This is a genomic window from Aeromicrobium endophyticum, assembly GCF_003586285.1.
In the GTDB taxonomy this organism is placed as follows: Bacteria; Actinomycetota; Actinomycetes; order Propionibacteriales; family Nocardioidaceae; genus Aeromicrobium; species Aeromicrobium endophyticum.
In genome coordinates, this window is sequence record NZ_QUBR01000001.1 from 651,513 (window position 1) to 665,581 (window position 14,069).

The window sequence follows — 14,069 nt, forward strand, 5'->3', positions numbered from 1 at the left end:
GACTATTTTAATTCCTAGTAACTGCCGGCCCGCGACGACAGAGGTCTCATGAGCGCTCCCGATCTGCACGTCCCCACCAATCCGGTGCGCTTCGTCACCGCCTCGGCCCTGTTCGACGGTCACGACGCGTCGATCAACATCATGCGGCGCATCTTCCAGTCGCAGGGCGCCGAGGTGATCCACCTCGGGCACAACCGCTCGGTCAAGGAGGTCGTCGACGCCGCGATCGAGGAGGACGTGCAGGGCATCGCCGTCTCGTCGTACCAGGGCGGTCACGTCGAGTACTTCGAGTACCTCGTCGAGTCGTTGCGCGAGCAGGGCGCGGGGCACATCCACGTCGTGGGCGGCGGCGGCGGCGTCATCGTGCCCGACGAGATCGCGCGCCTGCGGGGCAGCGGCGTCACGATCTTCTCCCCCGAGGACGGTCAGCGCCTCGGCCTGGTCGGCATGATCAACTCGGTCGTCGCGGATTGCGACTTCGACCTGAAGGCCGTCGGCGAGCTCGACGTCGAGGCGGTCGTCGCGGGCGACCGCGCCGCGATCGCCCGCGCCATCACCTTCGCCGAGCAGGGCGCGCTCAGCGACGCCCACCGCGAGCGCATCCGCGCGGCCGCGTCGGCGCACAGCTCACCCGTGCTCGGCATCACCGGCACGGGCGGCTCCGGCAAGTCGTCGCTCACCGACGAGCTGGTCCGGCGCTTCCGCGTCGACCAGCAGGACAAGCTGCGCGTCGCGGTCATCGCGGTCGACCCGACCCGTCGCCGCGGCGGCGGCGCGCTGCTGGGCGACCGCATCCGCATGAACTCCCTCGACGGCGAGCGGGCGTACTTCCGCTCGCTGGCCACCCGCGGGTCGCACGAGCTGCCCGAGTCGCTGTCCGACGTCATCGACGTCGTGAAGGCCGCCGGCTTCGACCTCGTCATCGTCGAGACCCCCGGCATCGGCCAGGGCGACGCAGCGATCGTGCCCTATGTCGACATGTCGATGTACGTCATGACGCCCGAGTTCGGTGCCGCCTCGCAGCTGGAGAAGATCGACATGCTCGACTTCGCCGACACCGTCGCGATCAACAAGTTCGAGCGCCGCGGGGCCAAGGACGCCCTGCGCGACGTCGGACGCCAGATGGTCCGCAACCGCGAGGCCTTCGGCAAGAAGCCGGAGGACATGCCGATCTTCGGCACGTCGGCCGCGACGTTCAACGACGATGGCGTCACGGCGCTCTACCAGCACCTGCGCGACACGCTGGCCGAGCGCGGACTGCCCGTCGGCGAGGGAGTCCTGCCTCCCGTCGACGTCCGCTTCTCCAGCGGCATCCGGCAGGTGGTGCCGTCCGACCGCGTGCGCTACCTCGCCGAGATCACCGAGACCATCCGCGGCTTCCACGCCGACACCGAGAAGCTGGCCGGCGCCGCGAGCCGGGCGCAGCGGATCGCGTCGGTGGCTGACGAAGCGACCCTCTCGACAGGCTCGAGGGACGAGCTGGGCGAGCTCGTCACCGAGGCCCGCAAGGCCGTCCCCGCCGAGATCACCGACCGCATCGAGGCCTGGCCGTCGATCGTCGAGTCGTACTCCGGCGACGAGATGGTCGTGACGGTGCGCGACAAGGAGATCCGCACGCAGCTGACCCGCGAGTCGCTGTCGGGCAACAAGGTGCCCCGCGTCTCGCTGCCCCGCTACACCGACCACGGCGACCTCGTGCGCTTCTGGCGCAAGGAGAACCTGCCCGGCTACTTCCCGTTCACCGCCGGCGTGTTCCCGTTCAAGCGCGACGGCGAGGACCCGGCCCGCATGTTCGCCGGTGAGGGCGATCCGTTCCGCACCAACCGCCGCTTCAAGCTGCTGTCGTCCGACGGCGACGCGACCCGCCTGTCCACCGCGTTCGACTCCGTGACGCTCTACGGCCGCGATCCCGACCCGCGCCCCGACGTGTACGGCAAGGTCGGCACGTCCGGCGTCTCGATCGCGACGCTCGACGACATGAAGGCGCTGTACGACGGCTTCGACCTGGTCGCGCCCACGACGTCGGTGTCGATGACCATCAACGGGCCGGCCCCGACCGTGCTGGCCTTCTTCCTGAACACCGTGATCGACCAGCAGGTCGACGCCTTCCGCGAGCGCGAGGGTCGCGAGCCGTCCGAGGCCGAGCACGCCGAGCTGCGGTCGTACGCGCTCAAGAACGTCCGCGGCACGGTGCAGGCCGACATCCTCAAGGAGGACCAAGGCCAGAACACGTGCCTGTTCTCGACCGAGTTCAGCCTGCGGATGATGGGCGACATCCAGCAGTACTTCATCGACGAGGGCGTCCGGAACTTCTACTCCGTCAGCATCTCGGGCTATCACATCGCCGAGGCCGGGGCCAACCCCATCAGCCAGCTCGCGTTCACGCTGTCGAACGGCTTCACGTACGTCGAGTCGTACCTCGCACGTGGCATGGACATCGACGACTTCGCGCCCAACCTGTCGTTCTTCTTCTCCAACGGCATGGACCCCGAGTACTCCGTCCTCGGCCGGGTGGCTCGCCGCATCTGGGCGATCGCCATGAAGGAGAAGTACGGCGCCAACGAGCGCTCGCAGAAGATGAAGTACCACGTGCAGACGTCCGGCCGCTCGCTGCACGCGCAGGAGATGGACTTCAACGACATCCGCACGACGCTGCAGGCCCTCATCGCGATCTACGACAACGCCAGCAGCCTGCACACCAACGCGTACGACGAGGCCGTCACGACCCCGTCCGAGGAGTCGGTGCGCCGCGCCCTGGCGATCCAGATGATCATCAACAAGGAGTGGGGCCTGGCGATGAACGAGAACCCCACGCAGGGGGCGTTCATCACCGACGAGCTGACCGACCTGGTCGAGAAGGCCGTGCTGGCCGAGTTCGACGCGATCAACGAGCGCGGCGGCGTGCTCGGCGCGATGGAGACCGGCTACCAGCGCGGGCGCATCCAGGACGAGTCGATGCTCTACGAGCACCGCAAGCACGACGGCTCGCTGCCGATCATCGGCGTCAACACGTTCCGCAAGCCGCACGTCGAGGGCGAGGAGCCGGCGACGGTCGAGCTGGCGCGGGCGACGGAGTCCGAGAAGGAGTCGCAGCTGTCACGCGTGCGCGGATGGCAGGAGTCGCACAGCCGCGAGGCGACCGAGGCGCTCGAGCGCCTGCGGCTCGCGGCGATCAACGACGAGAACGTCTTCGCGGTGCTGATGGACGCCGCCCGCGTGTGCTCGCTGCAGCAGGTCACCGAGGCGTTCTTCGAGGTGGGCGGGCAGTACCGCCGCAACGTCTGACTCCTGCGCGCCGGTGGGTCAGGTCCCGTCGGCGCGCAGGGAGTCCACCATGCTCCTCAACGCCGCGAAGGTCGCCGACTGCTCGGTGGCCGTCATGCCTTCGAGCATCCTGACCTCGACGGCGCGGACCTCCGCGGAGGCCTTCTCGAGGATGCGTCGACCGTCCGGCGCGAGGCGCGTCGGCAGCACCTTGCCGACCGGCGCCTCGGCCGGCCGGGTCACGTAGCCGTCCCGCTCCATGGCCTGCAGCAGCACGTTCATCGACTGCCGCGTCACGAAGGCCCCTCGGGCCAGCTCGGACCCCGACAGCCCGGGACACTGGGCGAGCAGCTCGAGGCACGCGTACTGCGTCACGGTCAGCCCGAGCGGACGCAGCGCGTCCTCCATCGCGGCGCGCAGCGCGCTCGCAGCCTCCTTGAGCAGGTAGCCGAGCGAGGTCTCCAGGGCGACTCCGTCTTGACTCATGTCAGTATCCTGACATACCGTTGCCGTGTCAGACAACTGACACGACTCGAAGGACCACCACCATGCCCGTCACCGGACCCGACTTCATCTCCCTGCAGGCGCGCGACCTCGACGCGTCCCAGGCGTTCTACGAGACCTACCTCGGCCTCGTCCGCTCACCAGCCGGTCCCCCGCACGCCGTCGTCTTCGAGACGACGCCGATCGCCTTCGCGCTGCGCGACGTCGTCGCCGGCACCGACCTCGACGCCGCCCCGCAACCCGGCATCGGTGCCGCGATCTGGATGCACGCGACGGACGTCCAGCACATCCACGACGCCCTCGTGGCCGACGGCCACACCATCGTCACCACGCCGTTCGACGGCCCCTTCGGCCGGACGTTCACCTTCGCCGACCCCGACGGCTACCACGTCACGCTCCACGACCGCGCCTGAGCCCGTCCGGCTAGCGTGGGCCCATGGCGACCCCGGAGTTCATCCTCGCGCTGCGCGAGAAGATCGGCACCATGCCCCTGTGGCTGTGCGGCGTCACCGCCGTCGTGACGCGCGATGACGACGTGCTGCTGGTCAAGCGCTCCGACACGGGCGAGTGGTCACCGGTGTGCGGGATCGTCGACCCCGGCGAGGAGCCGTCCGACGCCGCCGTGCGCGAGGTTCTCGAGGAGGCCGACGTCCACGCCACCGTCGAACGCCTGGCCTGGGTGCACGTCACCGACATGTTCACCTACGACAACGGCGACCGCTCGCAGTACGTCGACCTCGTCTTCGGCCTGCGCTGGACCGCGGGCGTGCCCTACCCCGCCGACGGCGAGAACACCGATGCGCGCTGGTTCGGCCGTGACGATCTGCCGGAGATGTCGGCCGACATGCGAGGGCGCGTCGACACCGCGCTCGCCGGCCACGTCGCCGCACGGTTCGGTCCCCTCCCCGGCTGACCGAGCCGGCCACGTGCGACGACGCGTCGGCGCGGCCGTTGTGGGTACCCGGCCCCGAGGAAGTCGCGCACGGCCCGCCGGGTCGTGCCGCCGGCTCCCGGAGTGGAGAACATCATGTCGGACATCCAGTGGTGGGTATGGGTCCTGATCGCCCTCGCCGTCGTCGTGGTCGTCGTCGCAGCACTGTCGGGCTCGCGTGCAGCGCGCCGCAAGAAGGAGCAGGCCCGCATCGAGCACGACGAGAAGCAGCGTGAGAAGGCGGCCATGCTGCGCGAGGACGCGGCTCACACGAGCGTCGACGTCAAGCGTCGCGAGGCCGACGCCCTCGCCGCTGCTGCCGACGCCGAGCAGGCGCGCCTGGCCGCCGACGAGCTCGAGCGCCAGGCCCAGGAGCACCGGGCCGAGGCCGACCGCACCCGCAGCGCGGTCGACGAGCGTCTGGTCGAGGCCGATCGCGTCGACCCGGACGTCCAGCTGGACGCCGACCGGGATCACCGGTCCTGACGCGACCGGCGCGGCGATAGGGTCGCAGGGTGACCGACACCGACCCTATCGCCCGATGGCACGACATCGTCCGTGCGCAGGATCCCGGCCTGCTCGACGACCTGCTGGCCGACGCCGTCGTGTTCCGCTCGCCGGCCGTGCACACGCCGCAGGTCGGTCGCGAGCGCACCAAGGCCTATCTGTCGGCTGCCTTGGCGGTGCTCGGCCCGGGCCTGGCATACCACCGCGAGTGGCGGCGTGAGCGCTCGGCCGTGCTCGAGTTCACCACCACCATCGCCGACATCGAGGTGCACGGCATCGACATGATCGAGTGGGACGACGACCTGCGCATCACCGAGTTCACGGTCATGGCCCGGCCGACCAAGGGGATGCAGGTGCTGATCGAGCACATGGGTGCCGAGCTCGCCAGGGCCTCCGCGTGAGGGTGCCGACCTACGACGAGCTCGACCAGCTGCCCCGCCACCTCGCGCGCACGGTGCCCGCCGAGTTCATCGACGACAACGGCCACATGAACATCGGCCGCTACCTCGAGCTGGGCGGCAAGGCCCTGTGGCAGCGCTGCCAGCGTGAGCTCGGCATGCCGGAGGACTACATCGAGCGGCGCGGCTTCTCGACGTTCACCGCCGAGCACCACCTGACGTACCACTCCGAGCTGCTCGAGGGCGACGACGTGTCGGTGCGCGTGCGGCTCGTGGCCCGGTCGGCCAAGGTGCTGCACGCGGTGTGCCTGATCGTCGACGAGACCAACCGGCGCCTCGCCTGCACGATGGAGACGACGGCCGTCCACATGGACATGACCGAGCGGCGTCCGGTCGACTTCCCCGACGACGTCGCCGCCCTGATCGACGCCGGGCTCGCAGCGGACGATCGCCCCTGGCCGGCTCCGCTGTGCGGCGCGATGGGGGTCCGTCGGCGGTGAACGACGACCTCGGGCACCTCGTCGAGGTGCGTCACCCGGCGCAGCGCGTCGTCTCGCTCGTCCCGTCGCTCACCGAGGCGATCGCGGCGACCCGTCCCGGCGCTCTCGTCGGGGCCACCGACTGGTGCACGCACCCGGTCGACCTCGACGTGACGCGCGTGCGCGGCACCAAGAACCCCGATCGCGGCGCGATCCAGGCACTCGCTCCCGATGTGGTCATCGCCAACCGCGAGGAGAACCGCGAGCTCGACATCACCCGGCTCCGCGACGCCGGCGTCACGGTGTGGGTCACGGTCATCGAGACCGTCGACGAGGCGTTCGCGTCGATGCGGCGGATGTTCGTCGACGCACTCGGCTGGGACGTGCCCGCGTGGCTGGTCGAGGCCGAGCGGGTGTGGGCCGAGCCGCCGCGCGATGACGGTCGCCGCGTCGCGATCCCGATCTGGCGCGATCCGTGGATGGTCGTCGGGTCCCGCACCTTCACCGGCGACCTCGTCGAGCGGCTCGGCCTGGTCAACGCCTTCGGCGACGCGGCCGACCGCTACCCCCACGTCGAGCTCGCCGACATCGACGCAGCCGCCGACTTGGTGCTGCTGCCCGACGAGCCGTACGTGTTCACCGCCGACGACGGCCCCGAAGCCTTCGCCAGCACCCCGACCGTCCTCGTCTCCGGCCGCTCGCTGACCTGGTACGGCCCCTCGATGCTCACCGCCAGGGATGAGCTAGCCGCCCACCTTCTGCGGTGACTCGCCCTTGACCGCACGCTCGAGCTGCGGCGTGAGCTTGTCGAGGGCGTACATCAGGCTCTTGGGCGTGATGAAGTAGAGCGCTCCGGCGACGGTTCCGTCGGTGTAGACGGCTCTCTTGTCCTGGACCGCCTTGAGCGTGCCGAAGGTCGGCATCGCTCTGAGGTTGTCGAGGTTCTTGGCCTCCTCGGTGGCGAAGACGATGACGTCGGCGTCGATGACGTCGAGCTTCTCCTCCGGGATCGCCGCCTGGATGCCCGGTCCCTCGCTGTACTTCTCGAGGCCGGGGGTGATCGTGAAGCCGAGGTAGGTCAAGAACTCGGTGCTCAGCCCGTCCTGGTAGACGTAGAGCAGACCGTCGTAGGACAACCCTTGGGAGAACGTCGCGGTCTTGCCCTTGAACTCGGGGTGCTCGGCGGCCACCTGGGCGTATGCGGCCTTGGTGTCGGCGACGAGCTTGCGGCCTTCCTCCTCCTTGCCGAGGGCCTTGGCGGTCTGGATGGCCTGCTCGTCCCAGGGCGAGAAGTACTGGCTGCCGCCCTTCGGCTGCGCGACGGTGGGGGCGATCTTCGAGAGCTTGTCGTACATCTCGCGGTCGAGCCCGGCGTTGACGGCGATGATCAGGTCGGGCTTGAGGCCGGCGATCTTCTCGTACTCGGGCCCGTCGGTCTGCTTCAGGACGACCGGCTCGGCGTCGCCCAGCATGTCCTGCGCCCAGGGCCAGACGGCGTAGGGCTGCTCGCCGTACCACTCGGTGGTGGCGATCGGGGTGAACCCGAGCTGCAGCACGGTGTCCTGCTCGGTGAGACCGGCGACGACGATGCGCTTCGGCTCCGCCTTCACCGTGGTGGAGCCGAACTCGTGGTCGACCTCGACGGGGAACGCGCCCCCGGACGTCTTCGTCTCGGCCTGGTCGTCGGACTCGCCGCCGCACCCGGCCAGCGCGATCATCGCGGCCACCACGGCCATGCCGGCGCGCCAGCGCACTCTCTTCGTCACGACCGTTCTGCCTCTCGCTAAGGGAAGCCTCACCTTAGCGCATGGAGAACGGCGGTCTCATCGGCTGGTGAAGGCCGCCACCAGACGCTGTGCTTCGGCGCCCGTCACTGCGGCGGCGATCGTCGCCGACTCGTCGGCTCCCTGCTCGGCCGCCGTGGTGTCCCACGAGCCGCGGATGAGCCGGCGCGCCTGGCCCAGCGCGAGCGGCGCGGTGTCGGCCCAGGTGCGCGCGATCTGGTCGACCTTCTGCTCGACCTCGTCGTCGTCGACGACGTACGAGACCAACCCCCAGTCGCACGCCTCGTCGGCGCTCAGCACGCGTCCGGTGAGCGCGAAGTCGAGCGCCCGCTGCTGGCCGATCGCCCGTGGCACGAGGTACGAGGCACCGCAGTCAGGCGTCAGCCCGATGCCCGGGTAGGCCATCACGAACTTGGTCGACCGGGACGCCACGATGACGTCGGCGCTCAGCATGACCGCGAGCCCTGCCCCCGCGACGGCACCGCGCACACCCGCGACGACCGGCGTCGCCAGCTCGGCCAGCGTTCGCAGCGCGCCTTCGAGCACGGTGGCCAGCTCGAGCAGGTACGCCGCTGCATCGTCCGACGCGAGGAACGACGTCACGTCGCCGCCGGCGCAGAACCGCTTGCCCTCGGCCGTCAGCGTGATCGCCCGCACCTCGTCGGCCGACACCGCCTCGACGGCCAGCGCCATGTCGCGGGCCGCCGGGAGGTCGAAGGAGTTCGACTGCTCGGCGCGCGAGAGCACCAGACGTCCGACGCCGTCGACGAGATCATGGGTCACTGCAGCCATGGGACGCTCCTGCTACTGGTCGAGGGCGGTGGGCGGCGTCGACGACTTCTGCCCCGGAGCGTCCTCGACGGCCATGGCACCCACCGGCGCCTTCTTGGCAGCGGCCTTCTTGGCGGGAGTCTTCTTGGCGGGAGTCTTCTTGGCCGGCGCCTTGATGGTCGAGCGCGCCTCGACCATGACGGGCTTGAGCGCCACGATCGGCGGCGTCTCGCCGACGATCGCGTTGTGCGTGCCGCCGAGCAGGTACTTGGCGGTCAGGTTGATCAGCGTCGCGAAGCGGTTGCGGTTGCCGAGCAGCGTCGCGACGTGCAGCGCGACCCAGATGATCCAGGCCGGGAAGCCCTTGAGGCGCGGCAGGAACTTGATCTCGGCGATGGCCGAGTTGCGGCCGATCGTGGCCATCGTGCCCTTGTCCTTGTACTTGAAGGGCTTGGGCAGCGCCTTGCCCTTGATGCCCGCGGCGATGACCTTGGCGACGTGCTTGCCGCCCTGGATGGCCGGCTGGGCCAGCTGCGGCAGGGGCTCGTCGGGGCTGACCGAGACGTCGCCGATGGCGTAGACGTCGTCGACCCCCTTGACGCGCAGGTGCTCGTCGGTCTCGATGCGGCCGCCGCGGCCCTGGGGCACGCCCCACTCCTTGACAGTGCCGTGAGCCGTGACCCCGGACGCCCAGACGACCATCGACGACTCGAGGAACTCCTGCTGACCGTCGTGCTCGACGAGCACCCCGTCAGCGCGGACCTCCTTGACGGCGGTCTCGAGGCGCAGCTCGACGTCGCGCTTCTCGAGCGACTTCTTGGCGTAGTCGCGCAGCTTGGGGTGGAACGGTCCGAGCACGTGCGGGAGCATCTCGACCAGCGTGATGTGGATGCGCTTGGTGTCGAGCTCGGGGTAGGTCGTCGGCATGTCGTTGTTGCGCAGCTCGGCGAAGGCACCGGCGGTCTCGACGCCCGTCGCGCCACCGCCCACGACGATGATGCGCAGGTCGCGGTCCTGCCCGTTGATCGCCGCGTCCTCGAGGTTGGCGAACATGCGGTCGCGGACGGCGAGGGCCTGCGAGCGCCGGTAGAGCGGCATCGAGTGCTCGGGGGCACCCGGGATGCCGAAGAAGTTGGCGGTGACGCCCACGGCGATGACCAAGCTGTCGTACTTGACGTCGAGCCCACCGTCGAGGTGCAGCGTCTTGCTCGTGTGGTCCATCGACTCGACCGTGCCCTTGAGGAAGCGGACGTTGCTCTGCTTGGCGCGGATCGCGCGCAGGAACCAGGTGATGTCGCCGGGGTTGAGGCTGGCGGTCGCGACCTGGTACAGCAGCGGGTTGAAGGTGTTGTAGTTGTGACGGTCGATGAGCGTCACGTCGACGTCGGCGCGCTTGAGCTTGCGGACGGCTGCGATGCCGCCGAAGCCACCTCCGACGACGACGACGTGGGGGCGCTTCAGGACGGACGCGGTGGTCTCGGACATGCCTTCAGTCTAGTCCTCCGGCCCTGGCCGATGCACATCCGCCGACCGTGATTGTCAGGACATACCGAGGGCGTCAGACCTCCGCGAACCAGGCCTTCGCCTCGGGCTTTCGCAGCTGCACCCAGACCACGATGGTCAGCGCGACCCATGGCAGTCCGACGGGGAACATGATCGCCGACGTGATGAGCGTGACGACCGTCATGACGAACAGGAACACGCCGCCGCGCCGCCGCCTGACCAGGGCGATCACCGCCGCCGCGACCCCGGCCAGACCCAGGGCCAGGAACAGCGCGAAGAAGGTCAGCGACACGCGGTACAGCCGGTCGAAGTCGCCTCCCGACTGGTCGGCCATCGACTGGCTGAAGGGGTTGTCGCGCACCAGCTGCTCGTAGTCGTCGCTGCCCAGCAGCGCCAGTCCCAGCACGACGAAGCCGGCGACGGTCGCCACCAGGGCCGAGCCGACCAGCGTCGACCAGACGGCGATGCTGACGGGCTTGGGCAGCGGCTCGCGGCGAGGCGCCCACCCCGGATGGCCGGCCGGTGGCTGGGGGAAGCTCACGGTGCGCTGCGCCGCGTACGGATCCGGCTGCACGGACGGCGGCGACGGCGGCACGATCGGTTCGGGCGTCGGCGACGTGACGGCGGGCGACCCGACGGCAGGAGTCTTGGGCGGCGGGGGCGGGTGGCCGGCCAACGTCCTGAAGTAGGTGCGGGTCTCGCCGGTCCACAGGCGGAGGGTGAACACGACCGCCAGCGCGCCCAGCATCGCCATGAAGAAGGTGGCCCCGAGCGCGCCGGCGAACGTCGCGAGCCCCGCGATGCCGATCGCGACCGTCATGCCGACCCGGCTGGCCCGGTCTCCGCGCGCGGTGAAGATCGCGAAGACCACGCCCGCTGCGGCCAGCACGGCCACGGCCGTCACGAACGTGCGGTAGGACGTGGCGGCCCCGTCGGCGCTGAGGCCCGCGTCGCGCAGGGCCCGCAGCGCCGGCGCGACGTCGGCCGCACGGTTCTCGGAGTTCCACGTCGACACCATCGTGATGGCGCGCACCGCGATCACGGCGGAGAGCAGACCGAGGTAGAAACAGGCCCCTGCGAGGATCGGCGGGCGCTTCACGGGGGCGTCGTTCATGGGCCCCATCGAACCATGCTCCGGCAAGCCGCCGGTCCGGGCCGCTAGGCGGGCCGGACCGTCAGCTCGTCGCCGTCGCGGTCGACCACGACGGTGTCGCCGTCTCGCACCTCGCCGGCCAGCAGCGCCCGGGCAAGCCGGTCGCCGATCGCCTGCTGCACCAGGCGGCGCAGCGGACGGGCACCGTAGGCCGTGTCCCATCCCGTGAGGGCCAGCCACTCGCGAGCCGCCGCCGTGACGTCGAGGGTGATGCGACGGGCCTGCAGCCGCTTGGCGACGGCGTCGACCTGCAGGTCGACGATGTGCGCCAGCTCGTCGGTGCCGAGGGCGTCGAACGTGACGATCTCGTCGAGCCGGTTGAGGAACTCGGGCTTGAACGAGGCCTGCACGACGTCCATGACGGCCGCCCGCTTGGCGTCGTCGTCGAGCAGCGGATCGATCAGGAACCGCGAGCCCAGGTTGGACGTCAGGATCAGGATGACGTTGCGGAAGTCGACCGTGCGTCCCTGTCCGTCGGTCAGGCGTCCGTCGTCGAGCACCTGCAGCAGGATGTCGAAGACCTCGGGGTGGGCCTTCTCGACCTCGTCGAGCAGCACCACCGAGTAGGGCCGGCGACGCACCGCCTCGGTGAGCTGGCCGCCCTCGTCGTAGCCGACGTAGCCCGGGGGCGCGCCCACCAGACGGCTGACCGAGTGCTTCTCGGAGTACTCGCTCATGTCGATGCGGATGATGGCCCGCTCGTCGTCGAACAGGAACTCCGCGAGGGTCTTGGCCAGCTCGGTCTTGCCGACGCCCGTGGGACCGAGGAACAGGAACGAGCCGGTGGGCCGGTCGGGGTCGGAGATGCCGGCCCGCGAGCGGCGCACGGCGTCGGAGACCGCGGTGACGGCCTGACGCTGGCCGATGAGCCGCTTGCCCAGCTCGTCCTCCATGCGCAGGAGCTTGCCGGTCTCGCCCTCGAGCAGGCGTCCCGTCGGGATGCCCGTCCACGCGGCGACGACCTCGGCGATGTCGTCGGCGCCGACCTCCTCGTGCACCATCGAGTCCTCGTCGCGGTTGGCCTCGGCGGCCTGCGCCTCGACCAGCTGGCGCTCCAGGCCGGGGATCTCGCTGTAGAGCAGGCGGCTGGACGTCTCGAGGTCGCCCTCGCGCTGCGCCTTCTCGGCCGCGCTGCGCACCTCGTCGATGCGCTTGGTGATCTCGCCGACGGCGTTGAGCGACTGCTTCTCGCGCTCCCACCGCTGCTCGAGGCCGCGCAGGGCCTCCTGCTTGTCGGCGAGCTCGACGCGCAGCTTCTCGAGCCGTTCGCGGCTGGCGTCGTCGGACTCCTTGTCGAGGTGCAGCTCCTCCATGCGCAGGCGGTCGACCGAGCGGCGCAGCTCGTCGATCTCGATCGGGCTGGAGTCGATCTCCATGCGCAGGCGGCTGCCGGCCTCGTCGATCAGGTCGATCGCCTTGTCGGGCAGCTGACGGCCGGGGATGTAGCGGTCGGACAGCGTCGCAGCAGCCACCAGCGCGGCGTCCGAGATGCGCACGCCGTGGTGGGCGGAGTAGCGCTCCTTGAGGCCGCGCAGGATCGCGATGGTGTCTTCGGGGCTCGGCTCGTCGACCAGCACCTGCTGGAAGCGGCGCTCGAGCGCGGGGTCCTTCTCGATGCGCTCGCGGTACTCGTCGAGCGTCGTCGCGCCGATCATCCGCAGCTCGCCGCGCGCCAACATGGGCTTGAGCATGTTGCCGGCATCCATGGCGCTGTCGCCGCCCGCGCCGGCGCCGACGACCGTGTGCAGCTCGTCGATGAAGGTGATGACCTGACCCTCGGACTCCTTGATCTCGGTGAGGACGGCCTTGAGCCGCTCCTCGAACTCGCCGCGGTACTTCGCGCCGGCGACCATGGCCGCGAGGTCGAGCGAGATGAGACGGCGTCCGCGCAGCGACTCCGGCACGTCGCCGGCCACGATGCGCTGCGCGAGGCCCTCGACGACGGCCGTCTTGCCGACGCCGGGCTCGCCGATCAGCACGGGGTTGTTCTTGGTGCGGCGGCTGAGCACCTGCACCACGCGACGGATCTCGCTGTCGCGCCCGATGACGGGGTCGAGCTTGCCCTCGCGGGCGACCGCGGTGAGGTCGACCCCGTACTTCTCGAGCGACTGATAGGTGTCCTCGGCATCGGGGCTCGTGACCCGCGACGTGCCCCGCACGGCGGCGAAGGCGGCCTGCAGGGCGTCGGGGGTCGCGCCGGCATCGACCAGCAGCGACTGGGCGGGCGAGGCGACGGTGGCGATGCCGACGGTCAGGTGCTCGGTCGACACGAAGTCGTCGCCGAGCTGGTCGGCGAGGTCTTGGGCGCGCTGGAGCACCTCGTGGCTGGACCGGCTCAGGCCGGGGTTCTGCACGCTGCTGCCCGACGCGCTCGGCAGCTGTGCCAGGGCGGTCGCGAGGCCCGCGGTGATGGTCTGGGGGGCGACACCCGCGGCCTGGACGAGGGGCGCTGCCGTGCCGCCGTCCTGCGTCAGCAGGGCGTGCAGCAGGTGGGCCGGCTCGACGGCCGGGTTGCCCGCCGCGGCGGCGGACGAGATCGCGCTGCCCAGCGCCTGCTGGCTGCGCGTCGTGAACTTCGCAAGGTCCATGGTGTGCTCCTGACGTGTGAACGATGTCACCAGATATAACGCCTACAAAGTTGAGTCCATTCCTGTCAACTTTCCCGATGGTGCGGTTTACCACGCCGGCAGGGCAAACCGGTCCGGGGCGCGGCAAGCATGCCGCGTCCCGAACCGGTTTGCCGCGCCCGGATCACCTACGCCTTGCCGGCGTGGT

At 70.2% G+C, this 14,069-nt stretch carries 13 protein-coding genes; 7 read left to right on the forward strand and 6 right to left on the reverse strand.

Annotated elements, in window-relative coordinates:
• Positions 1-48 precede the first annotated feature (48 nt).
• Positions 49-3,285: a fused isobutyryl-CoA mutase/GTPase IcmF gene (icmF, locus tag DX116_RS03255; protein ID WP_119702755.1), complete on the forward strand. Its 3,237-nt coding sequence runs from the start codon at positions 49-51 to the stop codon at positions 3,283-3,285.
• 18 nt (positions 3,286-3,303) lie between these two features.
• Here icmF and DX116_RS03260 read toward each other — a convergent pair whose 3' ends face one another.
• Positions 3,304-3,750 (reverse strand): MarR family winged helix-turn-helix transcriptional regulator, encoded by a 447-nt coding sequence (locus tag DX116_RS03260; RefSeq protein WP_119702756.1) that lies wholly within the window; start codon positions 3,748-3,750, stop codon positions 3,304-3,306.
• Between the two features lie 62 nt (positions 3,751-3,812).
• Here DX116_RS03260 and DX116_RS03265 point away from each other — a divergent pair, with 62 nt between their 5' ends.
• The 6 genes from DX116_RS03265 to DX116_RS03290 all read left to right on the forward strand — a co-directional run bounded on the left by DX116_RS03265 (position 3,813) and on the right by DX116_RS03290 (position 6,850).
• Positions 3,813-4,181: a VOC family protein gene (locus DX116_RS03265; protein WP_119702757.1), complete on the forward strand. Its 369-nt coding sequence runs from the start codon at positions 3,813-3,815 to the stop codon at positions 4,179-4,181.
• A 23-nt stretch (positions 4,182-4,204) separates the two neighbouring features.
• On the forward strand, positions 4,205-4,681 hold the full coding sequence (locus DX116_RS03270) for an NUDIX hydrolase (RefSeq protein ID WP_119702758.1): 477 nt from the start codon (positions 4,205-4,207) through the stop codon (positions 4,679-4,681).
• Positions 4,682-4,795: 114 nt separating this feature from the next.
• On the forward strand, positions 4,796-5,185 hold the full coding sequence (locus DX116_RS03275; RefSeq protein WP_147393559.1) for a hypothetical protein: 390 nt from the start codon (positions 4,796-4,798) through the stop codon (positions 5,183-5,185).
• 29 nt (positions 5,186-5,214) lie between these two features.
• Positions 5,215-5,607: a nuclear transport factor 2 family protein gene (locus tag DX116_RS03280; RefSeq protein WP_119702760.1), complete on the forward strand. Its 393-nt coding sequence runs from the start codon at positions 5,215-5,217 to the stop codon at positions 5,605-5,607.
• Positions 5,604-6,104 (forward strand): thioesterase family protein, encoded by a 501-nt coding sequence (locus DX116_RS03285; protein ID WP_199715911.1) that lies wholly within the window; start codon positions 5,604-5,606, stop codon positions 6,102-6,104. The genes DX116_RS03280 and DX116_RS03285 overlap by 4 nt, the downstream gene beginning before the upstream one ends.
• Positions 6,101-6,850, forward strand: a complete 750-nt coding sequence (locus DX116_RS03290) for a helical backbone metal receptor (protein WP_119704102.1) — start codon at positions 6,101-6,103, stop codon at positions 6,848-6,850. Before DX116_RS03285 ends, DX116_RS03290 begins: the two co-directional genes overlap by 4 nt.
• Here the strand turns inward: DX116_RS03290 and DX116_RS03295 are convergent.
• The 5 genes from DX116_RS03295 to clpB form a co-directional block, all read right to left on the reverse strand.
• Positions 6,827-7,849 carry an iron-siderophore ABC transporter substrate-binding protein gene (locus DX116_RS03295; protein WP_199715912.1) on the reverse strand — a complete coding sequence of 341 codons (1,023 nt, stop codon included), beginning with the start codon at positions 7,847-7,849 and terminating at the stop codon, positions 6,827-6,829. The genes DX116_RS03290 and DX116_RS03295 overlap by 24 nt on opposite strands.
• A 57-nt stretch (positions 7,850-7,906) precedes the next feature.
• Positions 7,907-8,659 (reverse strand): enoyl-CoA hydratase/isomerase family protein, encoded by a 753-nt coding sequence (locus DX116_RS03300; RefSeq protein ID WP_119702761.1) that lies wholly within the window; start codon positions 8,657-8,659, stop codon positions 7,907-7,909.
• A 12-nt stretch (positions 8,660-8,671) separates the two neighbouring features.
• Entirely contained in the window at positions 8,672-10,123 is a 1,452-nt protein-coding gene (locus tag DX116_RS03305; RefSeq protein ID WP_119702762.1) for an NAD(P)/FAD-dependent oxidoreductase, read from the reverse strand.
• A gap of 73 nt (positions 10,124-10,196) precedes the next feature.
• A complete protein-coding gene (locus DX116_RS03310; RefSeq protein ID WP_119702763.1) occupies positions 10,197-11,255 on the reverse strand; it encodes a hypothetical protein in 1,059 nt (352 codons plus the stop codon).
• Positions 11,256-11,299: 44 nt separating this feature from the next.
• Positions 11,300-13,882 (reverse strand): ATP-dependent chaperone ClpB, encoded by a 2,583-nt coding sequence (gene clpB / locus DX116_RS03315; protein ID WP_119702764.1) that lies wholly within the window; start codon positions 13,880-13,882, stop codon positions 11,300-11,302.
• Positions 13,883-14,069 lie beyond the last annotated feature (187 nt).

What these genes read in the sequence shown, in the direction of transcription:
- icmF (WP_119702755.1), top strand. Translation starts at nt 49, where the DNA reads ATGAGCGCTCCCGATCTGCACGTCCCCACCAATCCGGTGCGCTTCGTC.
- DX116_RS03260 (WP_119702756.1), bottom strand. Translation starts at nt 3,750, where the DNA reads ATGAGTCAAGACGGAGTCGCCCTGGAGACCTCGCTCGGCTACCTGCTC.
- DX116_RS03265 (WP_119702757.1), top strand. Translation starts at nt 3,813, where the DNA reads ATGCCCGTCACCGGACCCGACTTCATCTCCCTGCAGGCGCGCGACCTC.
- DX116_RS03270 (WP_119702758.1), top strand. Translation starts at nt 4,205, where the DNA reads ATGGCGACCCCGGAGTTCATCCTCGCGCTGCGCGAGAAGATCGGCACC.
- DX116_RS03275 (WP_147393559.1), top strand. Translation starts at nt 4,796, where the DNA reads ATGTCGGACATCCAGTGGTGGGTATGGGTCCTGATCGCCCTCGCCGTC.
- DX116_RS03300 (WP_119702761.1), bottom strand. Translation starts at nt 8,659, where the DNA reads ATGGCTGCAGTGACCCATGATCTCGTCGACGGCGTCGGACGTCTGGTG.
- DX116_RS03305 (WP_119702762.1), bottom strand. Translation starts at nt 10,123, where the DNA reads ATGTCCGAGACCACCGCGTCCGTCCTGAAGCGCCCCCACGTCGTCGTC.
- DX116_RS03310 (WP_119702763.1), bottom strand. Translation starts at nt 11,255, where the DNA reads ATGAACGACGCCCCCGTGAAGCGCCCGCCGATCCTCGCAGGGGCCTGT.
- clpB (WP_119702764.1), bottom strand. Translation starts at nt 13,882, where the DNA reads ATGGACCTTGCGAAGTTCACGACGCGCAGCCAGCAGGCGCTGGGCAGC.